Source organism: Paenibacillus hebaui (genome assembly GCF_051934385.1).
Classification (GTDB): Bacteria; Bacillota; Bacilli; order Paenibacillales; family Paenibacillaceae; genus Paenibacillus.
In genome coordinates this window covers 3,049,679-3,074,468 of record NZ_CP196836.1, presented here as the reverse complement: position 1 = coordinate 3,074,468, position 24,790 = coordinate 3,049,679, and the positions used below count along the sequence as shown (strand labels likewise).

At 47.8% G+C, this 24,790-nt stretch carries 18 protein-coding genes and 1 riboswitch; of the genes, 5 read left to right on the top strand and 13 right to left on the bottom strand.

Annotated features, from left to right (window positions below):
- Positions 1-134: 134 nt before the first annotated feature.
- The 8 genes from ACR32F_RS13710 to ACR32F_RS13675 all read right to left on the bottom strand — a co-directional run bounded on the left by ACR32F_RS13710 (position 135) and on the right by ACR32F_RS13675 (position 9,757).
- A complete protein-coding gene (locus ACR32F_RS13710) occupies positions 135-791 on the bottom strand; it encodes a prolyl oligopeptidase family serine peptidase (RefSeq protein ID WP_440119216.1) in 657 nt (218 codons plus the stop codon).
- Between the two features lie 9 nt (positions 792-800).
- A complete protein-coding gene (locus tag ACR32F_RS13705) occupies positions 801-1,823 on the bottom strand; it encodes an SDR family oxidoreductase (RefSeq protein WP_440119215.1) in 1,023 nt (340 codons plus the stop codon).
- A 95-nt stretch (positions 1,824-1,918) separates the two neighbouring features.
- Positions 1,919-2,344 carry a cupredoxin domain-containing protein gene (locus ACR32F_RS13700; RefSeq protein WP_440119214.1) on the bottom strand — a complete coding sequence of 142 codons (426 nt, stop codon included), beginning with the start codon at positions 2,342-2,344 and terminating at the stop codon, positions 1,919-1,921.
- A 188-nt stretch (positions 2,345-2,532) separates the two neighbouring features.
- Positions 2,533-3,498, bottom strand: a complete 966-nt coding sequence (locus ACR32F_RS13695; RefSeq protein ID WP_440119213.1) for an EamA family transporter — start codon at positions 3,496-3,498, stop codon at positions 2,533-2,535.
- Between the two features lie 106 nt (positions 3,499-3,604).
- Positions 3,605-3,715: riboswitch (purine riboswitch) on the bottom strand.
- Positions 3,716-3,831: 116 nt separating this feature from the next.
- The gene (locus ACR32F_RS13690) at positions 3,832-6,042 is read right to left on the bottom strand and encodes a DEAD/DEAH box helicase (protein WP_440119212.1); all 2,211 of its coding nucleotides are present in this window, start codon (positions 6,040-6,042) and stop codon (positions 3,832-3,834) included.
- Positions 6,039-7,382, bottom strand: a complete 1,344-nt coding sequence (locus ACR32F_RS13685; protein ID WP_440119211.1) for an ATP-binding protein — start codon at positions 7,380-7,382, stop codon at positions 6,039-6,041. Before ACR32F_RS13685 ends, ACR32F_RS13690 begins: the two co-directional genes overlap by 4 nt.
- On the bottom strand, positions 7,379-8,959 hold the full coding sequence (locus tag ACR32F_RS13680) for a TerB N-terminal domain-containing protein (RefSeq protein WP_440119209.1): 1,581 nt from the start codon (positions 8,957-8,959) through the stop codon (positions 7,379-7,381). Before ACR32F_RS13680 ends, ACR32F_RS13685 begins: the two co-directional genes overlap by 4 nt.
- A gap of 201 nt (positions 8,960-9,160) precedes the next feature.
- The gene (locus ACR32F_RS13675) at positions 9,161-9,757 is read right to left on the bottom strand and encodes a biliverdin-producing heme oxygenase (RefSeq protein WP_440119208.1); all 597 of its coding nucleotides are present in this window, start codon (positions 9,755-9,757) and stop codon (positions 9,161-9,163) included.
- A gap of 268 nt (positions 9,758-10,025) precedes the next feature.
- On the opposite strand from ACR32F_RS13675, the gene ACR32F_RS13670 reads away from it, so the two are divergent.
- The 4 genes from ACR32F_RS13670 (at position 10,026) to ACR32F_RS13655 (ending at position 12,978) form a co-directional block, all read left to right on the top strand.
- A complete protein-coding gene (locus ACR32F_RS13670; RefSeq protein WP_440119207.1) occupies positions 10,026-10,823 on the top strand; it encodes a Nif3-like dinuclear metal center hexameric protein in 798 nt (265 codons plus the stop codon).
- A 496-nt stretch (positions 10,824-11,319) separates the two neighbouring features.
- The gene (locus tag ACR32F_RS13665; RefSeq protein ID WP_440119206.1) at positions 11,320-11,745 is read left to right on the top strand and encodes a DMT family transporter; all 426 of its coding nucleotides are present in this window, start codon (positions 11,320-11,322) and stop codon (positions 11,743-11,745) included.
- A 34-nt stretch (positions 11,746-11,779) separates the two neighbouring features.
- A complete protein-coding gene (locus ACR32F_RS13660) occupies positions 11,780-12,478 on the top strand; it encodes a Crp/Fnr family transcriptional regulator (protein ID WP_440119205.1) in 699 nt (232 codons plus the stop codon).
- A gap of 14 nt (positions 12,479-12,492) precedes the next feature.
- Positions 12,493-12,978, top strand: coding sequence for a DMT family transporter (locus ACR32F_RS13655; protein ID WP_440119204.1), 486 nt, complete (start codon positions 12,493-12,495; stop codon positions 12,976-12,978).
- Between the two features lie 94 nt (positions 12,979-13,072).
- Here ACR32F_RS13655 and ACR32F_RS13650 read toward each other — a convergent pair whose 3' ends face one another.
- The 4 genes from ACR32F_RS13650 to ACR32F_RS13635 all read right to left on the bottom strand — a co-directional run bounded on the left by ACR32F_RS13650 (position 13,073) and on the right by ACR32F_RS13635 (position 18,347).
- Positions 13,073-13,789, bottom strand: coding sequence for a YebC/PmpR family DNA-binding transcriptional regulator (locus ACR32F_RS13650; RefSeq protein ID WP_440119838.1), 717 nt, complete (start codon positions 13,787-13,789; stop codon positions 13,073-13,075).
- Between the two features lie 335 nt (positions 13,790-14,124).
- Positions 14,125-15,846, bottom strand: coding sequence for an assimilatory sulfite reductase (NADPH) hemoprotein subunit (gene cysI / locus ACR32F_RS13645; RefSeq protein WP_440119203.1), 1,722 nt, complete (start codon positions 15,844-15,846; stop codon positions 14,125-14,127).
- A 53-nt stretch (positions 15,847-15,899) separates the two neighbouring features.
- Positions 15,900-17,738, bottom strand: a complete 1,839-nt coding sequence (locus tag ACR32F_RS13640) for an assimilatory sulfite reductase (NADPH) flavoprotein subunit (protein ID WP_440119837.1) — start codon at positions 17,736-17,738, stop codon at positions 15,900-15,902.
- Between the two features lie 219 nt (positions 17,739-17,957).
- Positions 17,958-18,347: a winged helix-turn-helix transcriptional regulator gene (locus ACR32F_RS13635; protein WP_440119202.1), complete on the bottom strand. Its 390-nt coding sequence runs from the start codon at positions 18,345-18,347 to the stop codon at positions 17,958-17,960.
- 175 nt (positions 18,348-18,522) lie between these two features.
- On the opposite strand from ACR32F_RS13635, the gene ACR32F_RS13630 reads away from it, so the two are divergent.
- Positions 18,523-19,083 carry an NAD(P)H oxidoreductase gene (locus ACR32F_RS13630; protein ID WP_440119201.1) on the top strand — a complete coding sequence of 187 codons (561 nt, stop codon included), beginning with the start codon at positions 18,523-18,525 and terminating at the stop codon, positions 19,081-19,083.
- Between the two features lie 249 nt (positions 19,084-19,332).
- On the opposite strand, the gene ACR32F_RS13625 is transcribed toward ACR32F_RS13630, so the two are convergent.
- Positions 19,333-24,576 carry an S-layer homology domain-containing protein gene (locus ACR32F_RS13625; RefSeq protein WP_440119200.1) on the bottom strand — a complete coding sequence of 1,748 codons (5,244 nt, stop codon included), beginning with the start codon at positions 24,574-24,576 and terminating at the stop codon, positions 19,333-19,335.
- Positions 24,577-24,790: the final 214 nt, after the last annotated feature.

The window sequence follows — 24,790 nt, the reverse complement described above, 5'->3', positions numbered from 1 at the left end:
ACCCCAACAAAGGAACGATGTCCTAAGTTGGGGTGCCTCCCCTAACAAGTGTCATTTTTTCTTGATTATAACGATTCAATTAACGAATGTAAATACTTGAGAGTTCCAAACATCATCCGTTCACGAATGATTGCTTATAAAGTATGGCTGAGAAACCACTTGTACAGCTCGGGATTGTCATACGTTACGGTCCAGGCATCATGATTGCTTTCCGGATATATCGTCAGCTTTACATCCGCATTCAACGCTTCAAGCGCCTTAACAATTCCCTCCGATTCAGAAAGTAACACGATATCATCCTTGGCGCCATGGAATGCCCAGATCGGCACATTCTGCAATGCTTCTGCCTTGGAGGGATTCGCTCCGCCGCAGATTGGTGCCACGGCTGCAAATACATTGGGATAGTCCATTGGCAGATGCCAGGCACCATACCCGCCCATGCTTAACCCCGTAAGATACACTCTCTTCGGATCGGCAGGATAATGCTCCAAAACGTGCTCCACAATCGCCATAACTACCTCTTTCTCCATCGCCCAAAGCTCATTTTCTGGACATTGCGGTGAAATGACGATAAAAGGAAAGCTCCTGTCCTGCTCTACAATATACGGGACTCCATTTCTTTTGAGCATTTCCAGATCATTGCCACGCTCTCCAGCACCATGAAGAAACAAAATGACAGGCCATTTCTGGTCGGGCTCTGTTGGTTCCTGGGTTTCAGGAATGTGTAACAAATAGTCCAACGTGACGGTTTTGGTAATTTCTTTTACCAATTGATGCCCGGTTTGGGACATATGCTCATCTCACTTCCCATCTCTGATTTTTAACAACGCTTCGTCTAATGCTCCGACCACCCTGTCACACCATGTATCGAAATCCGGATCTTCGGTTTGCAGTTGGGGGTGCTCCAGAATGTATTCCATGGTACTTCGGATGCCTTGATCAGCTCTGGTGGTTGCCACAAAATCCGGTACAAGCCGTTTCAGCTTACTGTTATCGAACACTACGGTATTCGCCTTGTCTCCCAGCAAACCACCCCGAAGATCCTGATCACTACATGCTGCCAAAAACTCCGATGGTACATGGACCGCATGAAGTTTAACACCCAATACTCCCGCAATAATTTCATATATCTGATTCCAGGTGACAGACTCGTCCGAGGTAATATGTACCGATTCACCAATGGCATGAATATTTCCCATGAGCCCTATGAACCCTTTGGCAAAATCAGTGTTGTGCGTTATCGTCCAGAGCGATGTGCCGTCCCCGTGAATGATAACGGGTTTATTTTCACGTATACGCTTGAGGACCTGCCAGCTGCCTTGAGCACCATGCACACCAAGAGGTACAGATTGCTCACCATAAGTATGGCTTGGACGCACAATCGTAACCGGAAATCCATGTTCACGATACTGCTTCATTAGATAGTCTTCACATGCAATCTTGTTGCGTGAATATTCCCAGTAGGGATTGGATAATGGCGTCCCCTCCGTAATCCGGTAATCGGCCAAGGGTGTCTGGTAAGCGGATGCTGAACTTATGAAAATAAACTGCTTCGTTTTGTCTTTGAACAACCGGTAATCTCTCTCCAGCTGCGAAGGAACAAAGGCAATAAAGTCTGCCACCACATCGAAATCCAGATCAGCGATCAACTCCGCTACGCGTGCCTCGTCATTAATGTCCGCTTGCAGCACCTTTACCTCCGCAGGCAGATCGGCATTGCGGTTGCCCCGATTAATCAAATAAAGTTCACAGCCTTGCTCAGCAAGTTTGTTCGTAATGGCCGTACTGATCGTGCCAGTGCCTCCAATAAACAGCGCTTTCATGATGCCACCTCCAGATGGATTTACTCACTCGTCCATGATATCATGCACACAAAAAAGGAGCAAAGTCCGGGATTCCCAAACGTTGCTCCTTCCACTTATGTTACCTTGATCGTTGCATAAATCATGTACATTCCGCAGTGAATTTCATATTCCCCCGGCTGCAGATCTTTGTCAACGGTATAATAATTGTCTCCCTTTTGCATGTATAGATCCATGCCAAGCTTTTGCGACCCCACAGATTTGACATGTGTGACCTGACGGGTAAGAATAAAGTTGATTTTAGTGGGTACTCCGGCTTTAACTTCAATAACATCAGGTCCAAAACCATCATTACTTACGTCAACATCAATGACTTCATATCCCTTCAAATCCTCCGGTGTCTCGGCTTTCGCTGTTACAACGTTTCCGGATCCAGGGGATACATCTTTACCCATAAAATAAAACAGAAATGATCCGAGCAGTACCACAACGGTCAGGCCCAGTGTTAACCAAGGCCATGTTTTGCCAAACCAGCTTTTCATATAAACACTCCTCTTTCAATGTTCCACATACAAGAAATATACAAACAGACTGCTCTCTAAGCATAACCGATTCACTTGATGATGAAAATGACCCTTCTGGGCTACTCCCATGTAAAAGGATTTTCAAGTACCAAAAAAGCCTGATTTCTCAGGCCTTTCTAGCTTCGTGTATTCCTGTATAACCCTTTTTATATCCCTGAATCAGAAATGAGGGATGCTCTTCGATTGCGTCTCACTCGTAGTTTATACAACTCTGGCAGGGCTACACCGACCAACACTACAATAACCCCAAACCATTGTAATCCGCTGACATGTTCATGAAGAACGATGGCGGAAAGAAGTACTGCAATCGGAAGTTCAACCGCACCAAGTATTCCGGCCATATCGCCTCCAATATGAGGCACACCTATTGCAAACAGAACCGGCGGAATGAAAGCTCCGAAGAAGCCCAGCAACAGTCCGAACACAAGCAACTGGCTCCAGATCAATCCGTTAAAGAGGAAGGTCGGCGGGAAAAGAATACAGAGTAGCACTAATCCCCCTGTAACCATCCACGCGCTACGGAAAGCCGGATGCGCCGATGGAACCGCTTTACCACTGAACAGTACAAACAAGGAATAACTTACGGCTGCCAGCAATCCAAGGGCAATACCCAACCCGTTAAATTTACCAAGTCCCTGTTCCAGGAAACCGGCTGCCAGCAACGTTCCTCCGAACAGGATGACCAACGTCAGATACATCACTTTGTCTGGACGCTGACGTTTGCCTATTGCCTGAATCAATACGCTAATCCACGTAAACTGGAACAAAAGAATAATGGCAAGTGATGCCGGAATGTAACGCAAAGATTGATAATAGACCAGACCGGTAATCACCGTTGGTGTCCCTGCAGCCATTAACAGCAGGCGCTGCTTCCACGTTAACCGCTGGAAGGCTTTTGCTACAGCTGCTGATGATTTTCCATCTGCCTGTGATTTACGTTTCATTCTAAATTTGGTGTATAAAGCCAGCATCCAGGACAGGATGAAGCCTGTGATCAGCTGTGCTCCCACAACCTCTCCAAGTTTGTATCCTTCGCCGTAAGCCAGAACCACAATCGTGGATAATATGCCATAGCTCATCGCTCCCGCGAGAACGGACAGATAATATTTCATTATGAATAAACCTCCTGATGATTGAAAAATGAGTCCGCATGTATGATCCATGCCAAGGTCACAGACACCAGCAAAATGCAAAAAATCCTAACTACGAGCAAGGAATAACATGATTCCCTGGCATCGTAGTTAGGAAGTATAGGCTTCCTGTAGAGACCCTCGCCCTGTGTACACTTTCGGCCTGCGAGGTTATACGAGATGATATATGCAATTTGGTGTAATTCGTTTGTGACGACTTTTTATATATTACAGGGCAGGTGAGATAGTGTCAACCCTATTTACCCTTTAAATTTCAAACATTCAAATTCCAAGTATAAAGCATGCGTTATAACGTCACTTCCCAGAAGAATCCCATTCCAACGTTTGCTGTAAACCTTCTTTCAGGCCATGCAGATCTAGTCCATCCACGGCAAAAGCCTCGCGGATTAAAGGGGGAGCTACAAATTCATCATATTTCCCAAGATACGGCGCTTCATCTTCAGCAAGTAACGCAGATGCGTCTTCAGCCGTCCGACATTCACTCATGATTTCTGCCAATAATGTTCGTTCATCAACCTTGCCAGATACCACAAAATAATATGGCTCCATGGGTACAACAGAACGCAAGGCAAGTTTGCCGGACAAATTGTGCTTCATTAGTCGTTCCAGTGTGCGGAAAGACTTGCTTCCTACCCAAGGCAGAACATACAAAGAATCTCCTCCTGCGGGAATGACAACCTGCTTCAGCAATCCACTCTCCCGCGCTAGACGGCGCGCCCGTTCCAGTCGATTTACCGCTTGCGGAGACAGATACGGATAGATCACCGAATCGGATAACACCTCACGCATTTTCTGCACAACCATGGTATGAATGTCACCGCCTGCACCGAGCCATAACGTATCCACTTTACCTTTAGCTGATTTCACATACACGGATTTGTGCCTGTGATCTACCTCTTCCACTTTCCACAGTTTTCCTGCCAGCGAGAAACAATAGCCTGGTGGTGGCACGGTTGTAATGGAACCAATCTCTTCGGAACCATTCAACACCTTATGTTCTTCGTCGTCCTTGAACACCGCATAAAAGCGATAATTATTAACGATTTTCTCACCTGTAAGTCCAATGATTAGTGTTCTCTCTTCTGTCCACTGCAGATGATCCGTCTCAATCAGATAATTCAGGAAGGCCTGATATTGATCTGCACGAATCTGTGCGAACGGTGCCAGGGAAAGTATGGCCTCAGCAAGCTCTTTCGGTTCAGCCTCCCCCATGCTTTTCAGCATGCTCATCGTCTGATGATAAAGTACACCTATCGGCATTTTGCGGGCTTCAAGCGGCTCGACCCATTTGGTCTTCACATACAGTTCAATAACGGCAATCGCACGCATCAATGTCCATGGCATACGCGCTGGCAATTGTGCCTCCTCATCCTCTTCCTCCGGACATACAAAAAGCATTTCCGAAGCCATGTCTTCTCGTCTGCCCGAGCGTCCCAGACGCTGTACAAAGCTTGATGCACTATACGGTGCACCGAGCTGAACGACACGTTCCAGCTCTCCCAGATCGATTCCCAGCTCCAGTGTTACAGTGGCGGCAGCAACCGCTGGTCCTGATCCGGTACGCAAGGCTGCTTCGGTCTCTTCTCTTAACATGGCGGAGATGCTTCCATGATGCACATGGAATACATCACGCTCCTGTCTTCGAGCAGCGACACGTCGCATCTCAAGTATAGTGACCTCAGCATCCGTGCGGCTGTTCGTGAAGATCAATGCTTTTTTGCGGTGTGTACTCTCATAGATGAAATCGTAGTAGGCTTTGCGTGCATTATGCAGTTGTTCCGCCTGTTCTTCATCCTGTGCATCGGGAAAAGAGAAATGTTCCACCCGCAGTCGCAGCTTGCGACCGCCCGGAGAAGAGACTACATCAACACCCTGCTTCGTTCCGGCAGCAAGCCAGTTTGTAGCCGCATCATAATCACTGAGTGTCGCGGACAGTCCAACTCTTCTCGGTGTACAGCCAGCCATGCGTTCTATTCTAGCGAGCTCACTGAGCACCTGTATGCCACGATCTGCACCCATGAACGCATGCACTTCATCAATAATGACATAACGCAAGTCATGAAAGAGTGCCGGAATTGCATTGGGCCGGTTCATTAGCAGACCTTCCAGTGATTCGGGCGTAATCTGGAGCACACCGGACGGGTTCTTCATCAGTTTTGTTTTTTCCGCCTGGGGCACGTCCCCGTGCCAGTGCCATACCGGAATATTCCCTTCTAACAACAGGTCCTTAAGACGTTCAAATTGGTCATTAATCAGTGCCTTTAGTGGCCCGATATATAAGATGCCTACCGATTTGGATGGTCGTTCATGCAGCTCAGTCAGTGCAGGAAAAAAAGCCGCCTCCGTCTTGCCAGAGGCTGTACCTGCCGCAATCAGCATATGATGCGGGGTATGAAAACAAATATTGCAGGCCTCGATTTGGGCAGGCCGGAGTGATTCCCATCTTTTTTTGTAGATAAATTCCTGGACAAACGGCGCCAGTCTGTAGAAAGGATTATCACTCATAATTCAAATTCCGCCAGAAAATCATCCAGATCATCCGTATTCGTGGAGTCATCTGCCCCTTTACCCGTTTTCTGAGGCTGGGCAGCCCGCTCACCAAGCAATTGGGTATAGGTCACTTCGGGATTCTGATGGAGCGTATGCAGCACATCCATAAAGTCCCGCACCACTTCACGCGTTGTCAGTAATTCATCTGCACCAAGTCGGTTCACTGCCGTTTGCATAAAATCAACTAATTCTTCATCCGTCAGACTTGCACTGTAACCAAAATGCAAGGCATGAATCTGACGCAGCTTCTGCAACAGAATCAAAATCTCTTCATGGGATAACATGGTCAGCTTCAAGATCGGACCTGTATAATTCGCATATTCTTTTGCAGCATAACGACCATCAATGAGTCTGGAGCGAAGTGCTTCATAACTGAAAAGCCCACGTCTTTCATTTTCCACAAATTGCGGCGTGCCGCCAACAAATATGCCGAGGTGCTCCGCCTTGCCTTGCATCGTATCATTAAACATCGTAAGCAGCTTCTCATAGTTGCTTTGCCGAGAGATGCTATTTGTAATTTTATACAGATTGACTGCTTCATCAATGAACAACAGAAGTCCCTTGTAACCAATCCGTGCGGTAAATTCCGACCACAATTTGAAATAGTCATACCAATTATCATCGTCAATGATGACTCCAACAGCGAGTTCTTTTTTCGCTTCTGTTTTGGTGGCATATTCTCCTCTAAGCCAGCGAAGTGCCGCCTGTTTGCGATCATCATCGCCCAGCTTGTACCCATTCCAGTAGGAAGCCAGTACCTTGGCAAAATCAAAACCATGAACCAGATTCTGCATTTCACCCGTCACCGCATAAATCTGCTGCTCCACTGCAGCGGAAAGAGCAGGATCATCCGGGCGCAGGCCCTGACTCTGCATGGTTTGCTGCTGTAATCCAGCAATCCACTTCTGCAAAATGGGTTCCAGTGCCCCGCCATCTGGCCGTGTGCGTGTAGACAGACGCGTCATCAGCTCACGGTATGTGGCAAGTCCCTGACCTTTGGTGCCGACCAGCCTCCGCTCTGGTGACAGGTCCGCATCCGCCACAACAAATTCCCGATCCATGGCATAATTGCGAATCATCTGCAATAGGAAGCTCTTACCGCTGCCGTAACGTCCTGTAATGAGCTTAAACGCTGCGCCCCCCTCGGCAATATTGTCCATATCCCGCAAGATCGCGTCCACTTCAGCTTTTCGACCAACAGCAATCTGTTCCAGTCCTATTCGCGGGACAACACCCGCTGTCAACGAATTTACAAGAGCGGTGGTTAGCCGCTTTGGTATTTTGAGTTCTGTCACTGCCCTTTCCACCTCTTCACATGTTCAAATACATCTATATAGTCAGGAACGATCCGGTCGCCATCAATCAGCAGGTCGCCGATCGTTTCCATCGCCACATCATTAATTTCATCAAGCAGAAGCGCAGGCATCGTTCCGTATAGTTCAGCCACCCGCATCAGCTCCGTATCCGGGCTTTCGCCAAGCAGGGTATGGATCGCTTGCACCTGCTGAGGAGATAGCTTCCCAGCAAACAGCATCCAATCTTCATCTAGATCACCAACCGCAGCCTCGTCCCATTGCAACACCATTAATTCTGCTGACGCTCCTGATGTTGCATTGTCTTGGCTTGCACCTTCAAAAGATGTTGCTCGCTGGGCCTCAATTGTTGTTTGCGGTGCAACAAGATTACTCGCAGCGGTTGTGTGGTTTACCTCTTCTTCCTTCACTTCAGAAGTGTAATCATTCTCAATCGTAAGAGCCTTCCGCACATACTCGCTCTCCTGCTGCAACGAAGCAAGTTTTTCCGTATCAATGAGAATCATCGGTTGCTCTACAGCTTCGGCCTGCTCAGTCGCAAAGGCTTTGTCCAAATAACGTTCAATCAGGTTGGCCAGTTCAGGTTCAAGGGTCTTTCCGCGCAGTCGGCCTCTGAAGCCGAGTAGTTCGCGCAATTTATTTTCCGTGCATCGAAAAATTCGGGTAACCATCTGCACAAAATCCGCATGCTCTCCGATCGGTACGTAGGTAAGCAGAATCGTTCTGCCATATATCGAATCATCATATACCGCTTTGCGAAACAGTGTGCGCTCCATCGTTCGTTCATCATTTAATTCAAAATGTTCCATCAATCCCGCTTGGCGCGTACGCAGCAGATACGAATCCACCAATGCCATAACTCGGGGAATGTACTGCGCCAGAACGTCTTTGCCGCCGTCTCTATAAAATTTACTAAGTGTAACGTCATAGTCATAGTATCTTTGTAACAGTGTCAATGAGACTTCCGACACGTTGTTCCGTAAAAGGCGTTGAAGCTCCATATCCAGCATCTCTGCGGACAGATATCCATTCGAAAGGTCCATGACCTCGGAGAATGACGTCTCCAACTGATGGACCAGACCATAATCCATAATCCATTCTTGCATATATATATTCAGTTGCGGGAGCCGTTCCCGGTAGTTCATCCATAACTGTTTTAACTGATCGTAACCTTGCTGAGGGTCATGCCAACCAATCCCGTTAATCAATTCATAGATATGAACAAACAGATAGGACAGATCCGTATCCAGATATCGGCCTTGGCGCACTTCCGTTCTCCAATATAGGTACCACTTACGCTGGGCTTCGTTCATAACGCCATAGGTCGGCCAATAACTCATAAAAGGAACCCAGGGTACCTGATCCCCATCCACTTCTGCAAGACGCCGTGCTTCCTCCACAAATCGTTTCTCTGAAGACAATATGCTCCCACCAGACTGCCTTGCATTCAATTCTGACAGGGGGATCGTTGAACGATCAGGAACCGGAATAGCCGCTGTTTCCGGTTCTTCTCTCAGATCGATTTCCATAAACTCCAGTTGTCTTGAATCGTCTTTCATAACACTCTGTTTCACCTTCCTCTACGAGAGAATACGAACAAGTGTATCCATAGGGATCATTATAACACTAGTCCTGTGTCTGCGGTGACGAAAATAATACTTTCATCAGTACAAAAAAAGAAGGCATCTCTGCCCTCTTTTATATACAACATAGTTCATGTTTATTATTCTGGCTCTATCTATTTGAACAGAATGCCCTCATCACTTGTCTGTATTAATCCATTGATCAAGCAGTCGGAATGTCTCTGAAGCTGCATGCACCATCACATCGTGATCTTCTGTTGAGGATACGGATTGCTGCAGTAATCCTGCGAACTCGCTCCATCTCGTTCTTGTTTCCGTACCATACGCATTGAAATATTCCAATCCACGATCAGCTTCAATGGGCAGAAACTGCGATAATCGCTTAGTCATGATCTGTCCCCCGTTAGTGGACCCCTCAATTACATATAAATATCCGAACAAACGTGCAGGTGTTGAGATATCCGGCAGATCTTCGCACAACGGAAGTTGGCTAATTTCTTCTTCACTGGCACCCAGATTTCGCAGATCCTTCTCCAGCAGTCCTGCCTTGCCTCTGATAGCAATATCCAGCCCCGTACTTCCCCAGAAAGGCTGCTGTACAGCCTGATCTTCCAGCGGTTTCAGAAATCCATAAAATTTCTCAAGATATTTTTTATACTCTTCTAAACTCACGGTTTGATTCATAATAGCCTTGGCATAAGCGTTCTGCTCCACTTGTCTGTGATAATGAGCGGTTTCGCTTTTCAGACGTTCCATAATATTCGTTGCTGTCATGTAATCATCACCTTTCAACGATCTGTTCTCTTCATCAAAATAGAAGCTTATAACTGAAATTCAGTGTAGGTACAGAATGCTCCATTCAATCTAGATAAAGGCTCTATGTAAGTATACTTTTTCTTGTACTAGAAAACGATATGAATCCGTCATCGTTACATGTTGCATTATTTCCTGCGTTGTTATGATAACTAGCTACAATTCATAGGATTTCTATTTTCAAAATGATACACTAATTATAAAATCTGTCATTGGAGGACTTATGCGCATGAATATAACCACTCAAGACATTATACAATATCTCACAGCCAATGTAGAGTTACCGGAGAACACGGTAGATCGGCTGATTACTGGCTCGCCCGATCAAACGCTCACAGGTGTGTTTGTTACTTTTATGCCCACACAACATGTGATTGAACATGCCATACAGCGTGGAGCCAATCTAATTATTGCCCATGAACCCCCCTTCTACAACCATCATAGTCATACCGATTGGTTAGCCAATGATCCGGTTTATGAAACCAAAAGAAGCTTGATCAACACAGCAGGCATCTCCATATATCGCTGTCATGATGTGATCCACCGTTTCCATCCAGATGGCATTACAGAAGGGTTGATTCAGGCACTAGGATGGTCCACCTATGTGGAGGAACGAAGACCGGAAGCCGATATCCTTTCCTTTCCCGAAGGGATGACAGTGCAGCAAATTGGCGAACATTTGAAACGGACCATTGGTATCGATTATGTGCGAATAGCTGGTGATCCGGGGATGTTGTGTAGACGTGCAGCTGTACTTGTGGGTTTTCGGGGCAACGGCAATCTGACCATTCCCCTGCTTCAAAGCGAGCAACTGGATCTGATCATCGCAGGTGAAGGATTCGAATGGGAGACGCCGGAATATATACGTGATGCTGTGCAACAAGGCAAGCAAAAGGCTCTCATTATGATGGGACATGCAGAAAGTGAGGCTTCCGGAATGAAGCTGCTCTCACAGAGACTGGCGAAGAACTTTCCTGAACTCCCTATTCACTTTGTAGGAGAGCAGCCTGTGTATAAAGTGCTCTGATCTGATTTGTGCTAACAGGATCGGATCGATTCAGATGCCACTGCCAGCTAACCTCGGAGCTTGAATGCAGCCTCGCGCCGGGGTCTGTTCGGCAAAATAACGAATCTAGAACACTCTATTTAACGAATATTTGCCACGTTGCAAAACTAACGAATTGTAGACACTTTATTTCTCCGTTTCCCTTGTTTTACCGCTGATTTCTGCCCGCTTGAGCCCATTCAACGCCGCTGAGATTCGTTAGATGTTTCCATTCAATCTGATCTTCAAAATAAGGTGTCACCTGTTCGTTGGAGTTCATGAACATGGGCTTTCAATTACACCACAATAAGAAGTATATATGAGCATGACTTAGATTGATCTAGCCCCATCTGGATTTTCCATGTCCTTTGTTGTAATCTGAATGCTGTAACTCTAAAGCTGAGGACATTTGTCCTTGGCGTTCAGGGCCAATTTATCATTTAATAGAAGTCGAAGTGATTTGATAAGGAGAGTACATATGAGAGGAATTATTTTTGCATTATTGGGGGGAGCGTGTATCACGTTGCAAGGGGTTGCCAATACTCGGATCAGCACCGACATGGGTACCTGGCAAGCCGCGACGATTACACAGCTCACCGGATTTATCCTTGCGGCCATCATTCTGATGTTCGTTCGTGACACCAACCTTCAGGGACTCAAACAAGTAAAACCCATGTACTTGGCCGGAGGCGCTTTTGGTGCCGTCATTATTTTCAGTGAAGTAACGGCCATTCAGCAAATTGGGGTTACGTTCACAATCTCGGCCCTACTGATTGCACAGCTGTTCCTGACCTTCCTGGTTGACAGTAACGGATGGTTTGGCGTTGTGAAGCAGAAGATGAAGCTGCCGCAATTCCTCGGCATTGCATTAATGATCACGGGCGTGATTATTATGAAACTGTAGCTTTTCGAGTATATCATCGGGGGTGAAATTCAGCATGGAAGAGATTCACAATGAACAACAATTACTGCAGTATTTGAAGCAATATCAACTGGAATCGGTATTCCATGAGCCCTTGCGTCCTCATATGACATTATGCCATTTCGAGAAATGTGAATTAATCTGTCGCGAAGGTGAAGCATCCGAATATTTATATGTGCTGGTCGAGGGCAAAATCAAAATTTTCACCACCTCGGCACAGGATAAAACGCTGGTTCTCTGTTTCAAAACACCACTTGAAGTGGTTGGCGATATCGAGTACGTCCGTGAAAGCAACATCGTCAATACCGTACAGGCGGTCTCACCTGTCGTGATGCTGCGCATTCATTATCAATATTTAGCTGAACATGCCAGCGAGTATGCTCCCCTGTTAAAATTTTTGCTCAAAATTATTTCTCATAAATTTTATATTGATTCGAATTTCTCCAACTTCAACCTGATGTATTCCGTCGAGGTTCGATTAGCCAGCTACCTACTCTCCATCTCTACCGAAGAAGCGGGGAATGTGGTCCACGAAGAACTGGATGCGTTCAATCTGACGGACATTGCCAATCTGATCGGAACGAGTTATCGTCATTTGAATCGTGTTATTCAGAAGCTCTGTGCCGATGGATTAATCGAACGAGATCAGGGATTCATTATGGTCAAGAATCGGGCCGGTTTACGCGAAGTAGCAGGTCACAACATTTATGAATAAGGAGTTCGACATCCATGATAATTACAGGTATTTCGCTTGCATTGCTCGCAGGTGCCCTTGTTAGTTTGCAGACGATTTTTAATAGTAAAGTGAATGAACGCACCGGTTCATGGTCCACGACAACGATGGTGCTTTTCACCGGATTCATTGCTTCATTCCTGATTTCTTTGCTCGTCGAGGGAAAAAATACGTTCAGCTTCCAGCATATGCAGCCCTGGTACTGGCTTAGTGGAGCCATCGGCGTTGGGGTGGTATTCTGTCTCGTACAAGGGATGAAACTGCTTGGCCCCACCTATGCCATCTCTATTGTGCTGACGTCCCAGCTGAGCTTTGCCCTGTTGTTCGACTCCATGGGGTGGCTAGGACTTGAGAAAATTCCGTTCTCGTGGAATCAGCTGTTGGGTGTACTTGTGATTGTGAGCGGTATATTATTATTCAAGTTTGGCGGTAAAAAAACGAAAAACTCGGGCAAAGGACATGTTATGCCTTCCGATTCATAACGTAGCCAATGCAAAAAGAGTGTGTAAGCCAATCCTGTGGATTGGCTTACACACTCTTTTTGTAATCGAACCACGTACCTACCGTATTGTTCTCTTATACGAACTCTACGTTATGGTACACCTGTTGAACATCTTCGAGGTCTTCAAGCGCATCAATCAGCTTCTCGAACTGAGCTTGCGCATCCTCTGGAAGTTCAATGTGGTTTTGCGCAAGCATCGTCAGCTCGGCTACTGTAAATTCAGTAACGCCCGCCGCTTTGAACGCTTCCTGCACCGCATGGAATTGGTCTGGCTCGGCATATACGATAACCGCTTCATCTTCGTCTACGATATCACGTACATCCACATCGGCTTCAAGCAGGATTTCAAGTACTTCTTCCGAAGTTTTGCCTTCAACCCCAATTACCGCAGTTGGATCAAACATATAAGCAACAGAACCACTCACACCCATGTTACCGGCGTTTTTGTTAAACGCGGAGCGCACTTCAGGTGCAGTACGGTTCACATTGTTGGTGAGGGCATCCACGATGACCATCGCGCCATTCGGTCCGAAGCCTTCATAACGCAGCTCTTCATAGTTCTCGTCCCCGCTGCCTTTTGCTTTTTCCATTGCCCGATCAATAATCGCTTTGGGTACGTTATACGTTTTTGCACGTTCCAGTACGACTTTCAATGCACGGTTCGCTTCCGGGTCCGGTTCGCCCTTCTTGGCAGCTACATAAATCTCAACGCCGAATTTGGCGTAGACCCGGCTCGTATTTGCATCTTTTGAAGCTTTTTTTTCTTTAATATTATTCCACTTACGACCCATATCGTTTCCGCTCACTTTCAACATGTAATCTGCTTTCTACCTTGTCATTATATCTTGTTGAGCGTACTTCAACAAGTTTATACTGACGAAATAATGGTAGGAACAGCGCATATTAACCATCTTGGTTTGAAGCTCAGCCACAGTTTATCCTTTGATCAATGTCTCTGCACCATCAACGTATACCTCTGTTTCCGTAATATGACGTGCCTTATCCTATACCCAAAAGAGCAGTAGCCTGGTAACATCTTTCGGTTTCCCTGGTTTTCGGGTGAGCGGCTTACACGACAAAGAAGCACTCCTCTAGGGAATGCTCCTCTAACCAAATCGTAGTTTAATTAGGCATGAAATTGCCGACCATCCAACACTTCAGGTACATAACCTGCACGAATAACGAAATCTCCAAAATGTTCGCCTTCATTGCGTTCTTTGGCATATTGATTCACCATTGGAGTCAACGTATCCAAAATCTCGGTTTCACCAATATTTTCTCTGTACAGCTTATTCAAGCGATGTCCGGTGAAGCTGCCGCCGAGATACATATTGTATTTCCCCGGTGCTTTGCCGATAAATGAAATCTCCGCCAGCATCGGTCGTGCGCAACCGTTCGGGCATCCTGTCATGCGAATGACAATCTCTTCATCTCTCAGTCCCGCATCATCCAGAACAGGCTCCAGTTTGTCAATCAGAGACGGCAAGTAACGTTCGGATTCTGCCATTGCAAGACCACAGGTCGGAAGGGAAACACAAGCCATCGAACTTCTACGCAGTGCAGAGTAATGAGCACCATCAGTCAGATGATATTGCTGAATCATAGCCTCGATCTTTTTCTTCTTCTGACTGCTGATGTTACCGATAATTAGGTTCTGGTTCGCTGTCAGACGGAAATCTCCTGTATGGACTTTGGCAATTTCACGCAAGCCCGTCATGAGCGGATAACCCTCGACATCCTTCACCCGTCCGTTCTGAATGAACAAGGTGTAGTGCCATTTGCCATTACTGCCTTTGACCCAACCGTAACGATCTCCATTATGGTCAAAATGATACGGACGTGCCGCATCCAGTTTCCAGCCGAGACGACTGCTCAGTTCTTCAACAAACCATTCCAGACCCCGGTCATCAATTGTATATTTGAAGCGAGCGTGCTTGCGCACCGCACGATCCCCATAATCACGCTGAATCATGACCGTTTTCTCCGCAACATCAATCATTTGCTCTGGCGTGCAGAATCCAATCACTTTGGACACCTGCGGATAGGTTTTGGAATCACCATGAGACATGCCCATGCCTCCACCAACAGAAACGTTAAAGCCTTGCAGCTTACCGTTCTCCACGATGGCGATAAAGCCGAGATCCTGTGAAAATACATCTACATCATTGGATGGCGGAACAGCAATCCCGATTTTGAACTTACGTGGCAAATACACTTTGCCATAGATCGGCTCCACTTCTTCGTTCGTTTCCTGAGAATCGACAACTTTCTCCCCATCCAGCCACAATTCATGATAAGCACGGGTGCGGGGATCAAGGTGATTACTCACCTGACATGCCCACTCATACACTTCGGAATGAACCTCGGATTGATCCGGATTCGGGTTACACATTACATTACGGTTCACGTCTCCACAAGCGGCGAGTGTGCTCAGCAACGAATCGTTCACTTCACGAATGGTGTTTTTGAGATCCCATTTCAGTACACCATGCAGTTGAAAAGACTGACGTGTCGTGAGACGAATCGTCTCATTTGCATATTTATGTGCTACACGGTCCATCATCAGCCACTGTTCTGGTGTCACAATGCCACCGGAAGCACGCACACGCAACATGAATTGGTATGCAGGCTCCAGCTTAGATTTGTGACGCTCATTTCGCAGGTCACGATCATCCTGCATGTAACTGCCGTGGTGTTTCATCAGACGATTGTCATCCTCTGGAATGGCACCCGTAATCCGATCGGCCAGCGTTTCGGTCAGACTTCCGCGCAAGTAATCACTTTTAATCTTTATATCCTCCACATCGCTGTTTGTGCGCTGCGGGTTAAGTAAATTATTATAGGCCATGCTGCTTTCTCCTCTCGTCTCTGCGGGATAATGCATTTCGGCATAATCAAAAATTAATAGACGTCCCGCTGATAACGTTTTTCCTGTTGCAATCGTGTCAGATATTCCGATGCCTGCTCAGATGACAAACCGCCCTCTTGCTCAAGGATCGTTGTGAGAGCAGCATGAACATCATGTGCCATTTTTTTCTCGTCACCACAGATATATACACTTGCACCTTCCTGAAGCCATTGATACAACTCTTTGCTGTGTTCCAGCATCCGATGCTGCACATATACTTTTTGCTCTGTATCACGGGAGAAGGCTACATCCATCTTCGTGAGAACTCCATCTTTGAGCCAGCGCTGCCATTCGGTCTGGTACAGAAAGTCGGTAGAGAAATGCTGATCCCCGTAAAACAGCCATGTCTTGCCTTCTGCTCCTGTCTCTTCTCGCTCACCAAGGAAAGATCTGAACGGCGCTACACCGGTACCTGGTCCAACCATAATGATCGGCGTGTCTGGATTCTCAGGCAGCTTGAAGTTCGGGTTATGCTGTATATATACAGGCAGTGTATCGCCGGCTTCGATTCGTTCAGCCAGTTGAACTGAGCATACACCGTAACGCTCTCTACCACGCGCTTCATATCGTACTGTGCGCACCGTGAGATGAACTTCGTCCGGGAAAGACTTCGAACTACTTGCAATTGAATATAACCGTGCCGGAATTTTGCGAAGTACAGCTACAAACGATGCAGCCGGAATGCCTTTAAGTCCATAATCCTGTACCAGATCCAGCAAATCACAGCTGTTCATGACCGTACGGAATTCGGAATCATCTGCGAGCAACGCTGTTAGCCCGCTTCCCGGATTCAGTTTCGCCAGTTGTTCCACAACCGGTTTTGTTACGGCAGTAATTTCAAAATAACGCAGCAACGCTTCGTGCACAGATGCCTGATCCCCGTTTTTATTCACGGTCACGCGCTCATCGGCATTCCATCCCATGGCTGCGATCAATTCATCTACAAGACGAGGGTGATTCTCAGGGAATACACCAAGGCTGTCACCAGGCTCATAATCCAGGTTGGAACCTTCCAAAGACAACTCAATATGGCGTGTTTCACGGTCCGATCCTCTACCGTTTAGATTGAGATTTTCCAACACTTCAGCCTTGAATGGATTCGTACGATCAAATTCGAATTCACCGCCGCTCACCGCAGCAGTAACCGCTTCAGTAGTTACCGTGCCCGCAGTAGCTGATGTGCTGCTTAATGAGGCCAGTACTTCATTCATCCACTCCGCAGCCGGTTCATCAAAATCAACATCACAGTCTACGCGCGGTACAAGAGTTGTACCGCCCAATTCCTGCAATCGCTTATCAAAGTCCTTGCCGGTCTGACAGAAAAACTCATAGGAGGTATCTCCCAGAGCCAACACCGAGTAACGAAGTCCTTCAATCTTGGGAGCCCGTTTGCTGTTCAGGAATTCATGCAGCGGAATCGCATTATCTGGTGGTTCGCCTTCCCCGTGAGTACTTACAATGATGAGGAGATTTTCAATTTTCTTGAGTCCGTTCGGTTTGAAATCTCCCATCGACGATAACGTCACCTGGAGTCCCTGCTCTTCCAGCTTTTTCGCCAGTTTCTTGGATAGTGCGCTGGAATTCCCGGTTTGTGATCCAAAGAGTACCGTAACTTCCCGTGAAACCGTCGGTGCATTTGCAGGTGCTGTACCTGCCGATTGTACAGGCTGTTGTATCCCACCAGCGGGTGCAGTCACAGCTGCAATCCCCTGAATGGCTGTCAGATATCCGCTAAGCCAAGTCTTCTGTCCATCGTTCAATGTAGGAATAAGGCGATTGAGCAGCTCAATCTGTTCCTGATTAAAAGGGCTGTTTGTCACTTGAAGTTCCACCATTTGCCACCTCGCGCATTGCTTCAATTTTAATTCCTACTAAAATGATCACATTAATTTAATTTCTTCTCTCTAGAACCTAACACACCGGGTGTTTAGGGTCAATTTCAATGATTTTATGGCATTTATCAGTTTCACTGATAAATGACAAAAAACAACAAATACCCTCCTTTTCAAATCAAGGACGGTTTTTGTTTTATTTTTAATTTGGCGGCCAGCTTAGGTTGAAGTTGAAAGTGGAATATAGTCACTAAAATGATTTCCCAGCACTCTGCTTTTATCTCCGTATACTTTGTCTAGGTGATTTTCTCCCCACAGACAGATGCGGTCGATGATGTCCTGTAGTGTCAAGCCGTACTCGGTCAGCTCATACTCTACCTTGGGCGGAATCTGGGGATGAATAATCCGATGGATGATTTCATTTTTTTCCAGGTCACGCAGCTGTTGGGTTAGGACCTTCTGGGTAATGCCAGGGATGGCTCTGCGAAGTTCACTTGTGCGTTTTTTACCTGATATCAGCTGATGCAGAATAAGAATCCTCCATTTTCCACCGACCAGTTCCAGCATCGCCTGCACACCACTCTCATATTTTTTCAGTTCTTGTTCCACTTGTACTCCCCCTTAAATCACATATGTATATCCATTATTAAAAGTAACCGAAGAACCCCAAGGTATCTACAGCACTCTCAGGTGCGTACTTCTCAATAAGATGTCATGAAACTTATAATAACATTGGTCAGAACGTTAAACCAAAATATAAAGGAAAAAGGATGGTTACTCCTACATGAAAGTTAAACTGGTCGTTACTCACCCAAGACAGGATTCCCTAACATTTGCCGTGATGAATCGTTTTATAGAAGGTATGAAGGAGAATCACCACGAAATCGATATCCTCGATCTGTATCATGACGGATTCGATCCGTTATATAGCGTAGAAGATGAGCGAGACTGGCAAAATCCCGATAAACAGCATGCCCCTGTGATTCGCAAAGAGCTGGATCGTGTGCTTGCGGCTGATGCCATTGTATTTGTTTTCCCGATCTGGTGGTACAACGTTCCCTCCATGCTCAAAGCCTATCTGGACAAGGTATGGAACATGGGGCTACTGAATAAAGCAAACTCCAAAAAGGTACTGTGGATTGCACTAGCTGGAGGGACGGAGGCTTCATTCCATAAATACGACTATTACAACATGATTTCCAATTATCTGAATAATGGGATCGCAGGCTATGCAAAATTGCAGGAATCCCGAGTCGAATTTCTCTATGAAACCATATCAGAATCCAAAGAGCATATTGAAGGCTTGCTGGAGCAAGCGTATCAAATCGGCAGACATTACAATTAACTACTGCAAGCGGATAGCCGGTTACTCGTTCGTTGAGTAGCCGACTTTTCACACCACCGTACGTACCGTTTGAGTATTCGACGGTTCAACCGTTGAAATGCAATTTACGTAAACGCTCGCACCGCGTCATGAATTTATAATATCCGAGTTGTCGCTCATGCCGGGCGCACAAGCAAAAAAAGCGTACTCCATCCTGTAAACCAGGTTGAAGTACGCTTTCTCTCCTTATACTATAATTGTTGTTATCCGTCAGTTTGGCCAAACCAGTTTGCTCATCATTGCATATAACAGCGTAGCCGATTCGGCTCGGGTCGCTTGGGCAAGAGGTTTCACCTCGCCATTGTATCCACCGACGATGCCGAGATTCACAAGAAAGGCTACGCTGTCCCGGGCATAAGAACGGATCGCGGAAGCGTCGCGGAAACGGGTCAGGTTATCCGCCGAAACCGATTCGGGATCGACCAGGCCAGCCACGCCAAGTGCCCTCACTGTCAGCGTCATCATTTCTTGACGGGTGATCGTTGACGCTGGCAAGAAGCGTCCGTCACCGGTACCGCTGGTGATGCCGAGCAAACGTGCAGCTGTAACCGCTTCATAGTACGGAGCCTTTTCGTCTACATCAGAGAACGCACTCCCTGACGAAACGTTCAAACCCAGTGCGGTCATCAGCCACTGCACGTATTGGCCGCGCATCATATCCTCATTGGGACGTAACTGGAGAGAATCACCGCTTGCCTCCGTATCAATCACGCCTCGGGCTGCCAATGCCTCCATCGCTTTCTTTGCCCACTGTACTTCTGCAAGATCGGCGAACGTGTGATTCACAGACACAACAATGTAATTTCCTGTCAGTGACGTTACGGAAAATACAACCTCACCGCTGTTTGGGTCGTAATGACTTTGCGGCAGCGGGGTTGCCACACCGTTTGCGTCAATGACAAACGCTACAATCCGATCCTGCTGAGCATCTTGCGATGATTGGTAAGGCAGATGAAGCGTCAACTCGCTTCCCAACGGCCATTCATGACCGTCCAGATGGAGTTCAAGTTGAACCCCATGCTGCGTGCCAAGTTGATCTGCGACCTTTTGCGGTAACTCTGTTCTGATCAATCGCACAGAACCGATCTCATCGCCCTCCACATCTTTCGTTAAAAGCGTAGCAGGAAGCTCTAACGTCCCGAGTTCCGTAACGATGTTGAATATGTGCGACTCCTCTTGATCTAGCAACGCAGAGACAGGCAGAAGCACTTCATAAGCGCTTGCTCCTGAGACTGGCTTCAACCGAAGTTCGACCAAACGGTGACCAGCACCTGTCGATGGAGCAACCTTAAAAGCCTCTTTAATCGCTGAAGCATCCACTTTGGACTGAACTACACCCTTCTGGTCAGTCGCTCCCTGCAACTTCAGAAGGGCACGGTCTTTTTGCGGTTCAGGCAGTGGGGAGGAATTCTCTGCATTCGGCGTACCACTTCCTGATTGCCCGGCAGTGCTGCCTGAAGCAGAACCATTTCCTGAATTCCCACCGGAATTGCTTCCTATACCTCCACCAGGATTACCGCCCGAACCATCAGGGTCCGTGCCACCAGGCGAAGGTGTATATGCTGGTACCTTTACCGTCAAAGGTATTGTCATCGCTTTACTGTCGTCAGAGGTTCGAGTAATTTCCAACTCCAGCGTTACCTCCGTTTCCTTCAATGGCGGGACAATCGTTCCATCGGTTTGAATGACGGACGGTACAGAGCTGGAAGCGATCGCCACGGTGAAGCCTGATGGCACCACCGGCAACTTCAGTTTCTTCGTACCAGCAGCGGAAGGCTGCTCCAGTGCCGTAATGCCTGCAGCTACATCGGCAGCGGTCTGTTGGGCCGTAAGCACCTGATAAGCGGAAGATAAACGGTGTATGGATTGCCCCGACGCATCAAAAGCTTCCACTTTGTAATAGTAACCCATGCCGGGACTCAGTTCGCTGTCCGTGTATTCCCTCAAACTGCCACTGTAGACGACGCTGTACTCGCCTTGTTCGCGATCCGAGCGGTATAGCTTGTAGCTTGCTGCGCCAAGGCGCGCATCCCAGTGAAGCGTTGCGCTCGTTACAGACAGTGAATCAGCATTTAGCCCCGCGCTATCATTCGCAGGAGGCGCTTCATCAGGCTTGACGATCATAATCCAACTGATCATCGGGTCCTGCGATGCCGTATTGCGCACGGTCAGTTCCAGCTTGTTGCCCGACACGTTAATGCCTTTGTGGGCCCTGACACTGGCGGGCGTAAAAGTTACTGCACCGGTATTGGTGCCGTTGATGAGGAAATTCGCTTTGCGCGAAGTATTCGTCCACGGATCATTGAATCCGGCGTACACATCGTATGTCCCGTTCGGAACATCAAAGCTATAAGTTAGGTCGCTGCCTTTCGGAGAATTGCTAACATTGCCGCCGTTCAGATAACGCACGGTCGAGAATATATCCCCGCCGTTCGAACCGGATGACATTGCATCGGCGCTGACGTAGCCCCAATCGCGTCCCTCTGCCGGAGCATACATCTGATCCGCCGTTCCCGGGTTGGCAAGCGTTCCTTTCATATAGGCACCCATTAGCTTGTAATCAGCCGTTTCATAACCTCCGCTGTTCACGAAATATAGTGCATTCTCCGGAATGACGTATACGCGAACCGCCTGCTTTTTGTTACCAAACTCCGGTGTCGTCACTTGTAGCGTGAGTGGCCCTGGCTTGGTAAAATCATCTGCCGTCATGGCTCGGTTATCAATTGTCCAGACTGCTGGCGTTGATACCAGCGCACCCCCGTCACGCACATTAACTGTCGTTGGCAAGGATGGCACCTCTCCGAGCGTCACCGCTTCCGGTAACGGATCAGCAATATCCACCTTGCCCATCGAATTCAGCAGATCAGGCGTCCAACTGTTATACCACTTGATGGCGATGTCAGAGCCTATTCCGAACTCAATCGGCAAGAACACGTATTTTGCACCGTCATTGGAAAAATTGCCACCGTTCCATGTATCCCCCACGTAGATGAACTTACCTTTTTCCGGGTCGACCGGAATGACTGACGTGGTCTGCGTGCCGAACGCCTTACCTGGATCGGGATCGCTCGGCAACGTGCGCACGAACGGATTGGTCTGCGTTGACCAAGGACCAAAAATGTTATCCGCCACCGTCACTTTGTTTTCGTTAGGGGCCCAACCGGAAGCTCCAGAGGTCAATATATAATATTTTCCCTGATACTTGAACATCGCTGGTGCTTCGCGCTGTCCGCCTGGGAACACCCGCACGTAATCAACACCGTATTGCGCCTGATAAGTGGAATCGCGCACCGGATTACCTTTGTCATCCGTTCGTCCCTCTTTATGCCAACCTGTAACATCGCTATAATCATCGGTCAGTTTGGAGATGTATAATGTCAGGTTTTCTTCGCTGGAGTAGATCAGATATCCGGTGCCGTCGTCGTCTTTGAACAACGTCATGTCACGTGCCATGCCCCGATCGCTTGGGAAGTAATCTTTCTCCCCTTCGGGAGCTCTGTCCATCCGGTAACTCTTCTGATACACAAAAGGCCCTGTCGGGGAGTCACTGATCGCATAACCGGCCTGTGCCTTGCCGTAGTTGGCATTATCGTTATAGGGGTCTTTGTCTCCATCGATATGGGCCCACATCACGTATTTCTTCGTTTTATCGTTGTAAATGACCTTCGGCCGTTCAATAATTCGCCCTCTGCGGATATCCGCCCAGATGTTCACCTTGTCCTCACGCCCGGCGTACAATTCGGAAATTAAAGGATCATTGTCGAAATCATCCATCGATTGAATTGTCGTTAGAGCCATGCCTTCATCCGTCCAGTTCAGCAGATCCCTTGATGAATACACGCGCACGCCAACAGCCGGCCATCCCCCCGTGTGATATTCGCCGTACCAATAATACTTTTCTGTCTGGTCATCGTAGAAAAAGCCTGCCCCATGCGCATCAATCGGCTTGCCGCCCTGATCGGGCCACAACTGACCTGGCGTGAAGCTTGTGCGAACGGTCGCTACACCCAGCGGTGCGGATGCTGGAGTCAGAACACCGTCCATGGTCGCCTGAATCGTATAAAAATACCCCGTGCCCATCGTCAGGCCACTATCGTTAAACGTAATTTCATCGCCGCTGTACACCTGCTGGTACGTACCCGAAACACTGGTTGCCCTAGAGACCGTATACGTTACATCAGATCCAGGAAGGGCGTTCCACCCCAGGGAGATCGATGTATCCGTCACAGCCGTAGCGACAAACGATGCGGGGGAGTCGATCGAGTATGTGGTGGCCTCTGCAACAATGAACGCTGACTCTCCAGCAGCGTTCAAGGCCGTTACGCGGTAGCTGTAGCTGTTGCCTGGCTCAAGCCCCTGATCCGTGAAAGCGAGTCCCTTACCTTCGTACACCTGCTCGTATTGCTCGCTGCCAGCCTCGGCCCGAACCACGCGATAACCAGTCGCCTTGTCCACAGCGGGCCAGGACAGCTTCACACTCGTGGCATTCAGTGCCACGGCCTTCAGTTCGCCCGGAGCCTGCGGAGCAGTCGCTGTCGTTCGAACTTCCAGCGGCGCAGACCACAAGGATTCGGTTATCCCCCCGTATTCATAGGCCAGCTTGTAATAATACACCGTGTCGGTGCTCAATCCTTCATCCATGTAGCCCAAAGCCCCGGTGTTGGTTACCAGGGAATAGCCGCCTTCAGGCGTAGAGGAACGGTACAAGCGATAGCCTGTTGCACCTGTGATTTCAGTCCATTGCAGCGAAACTGAAGACGCCGTCTGCCCATCACTGGAGAGCAGAACATCATTCACTGGCGGCTGCTCGGCAATGATCACATCATCAATATGTACCGACTGCCAACGATTCCGAATGCCCACCGTACCTGACCCGTGTGAAGTGTCAACCAGATCAAATACCAAACGATCCGATCCGTCTTCGACGATGTACCCTCGAATGGAGGTACCCGATAGCACCACTTTGAGCGTATACCATCTATTTTGGGCAAACGCATAGTCCACCGATTTCAAGGTCGTATTCGCTCCGTTCACCAACTTGGAGAAGACAAGTTTATTCGAAGGAACTTGCATTTGAAAATAATAATAGTTGTTCTTGTCCTGAAACCTCGGCAAAATTCCTGGATAACCCTGACCGCCTCCGGTGTAAAAGCGCATGGACACTGTCATGTCTGACATGGAGTCTCCAGTGGAGATGATGCCTTCATTGGTATCGCTCTGGAAAAGCGTGGAGTTGGACGCATCCGCCGGATCTGCAACCACTTCCCAATTACCTGAGCTTACATTCCATGCGGGCGAGGCGATGTAATCCCCGTCCGAAAAATCGTCCTGCAGCAACGTGGCAGGCATTCTGTCCAGATCGGCATATGCCTTACTTGGTAACATCAACGGACCAGAAGACAACGCTAATGTAGCCGACAGCATGAATACGAAGGATTTCCTGAGTTTATTCAATATCCATTCTCTCCTTTGTCTCGGAAGATGAAAGCATGGTTCTTGAAGGCGTAGTATTGTTGTCGGGCCTGTCCTCAGTAGCAATGTGCGGTGGCGAGCGCCTTCAATCTCCCCCTTTCAATGAAACCGATTTCATAAGAGCGCAAAAAAGACCGTATTCCCTCCTAAGTGCAATGATGCCAATACGGTATACCGCGTCTTTCTTGCCCCTATG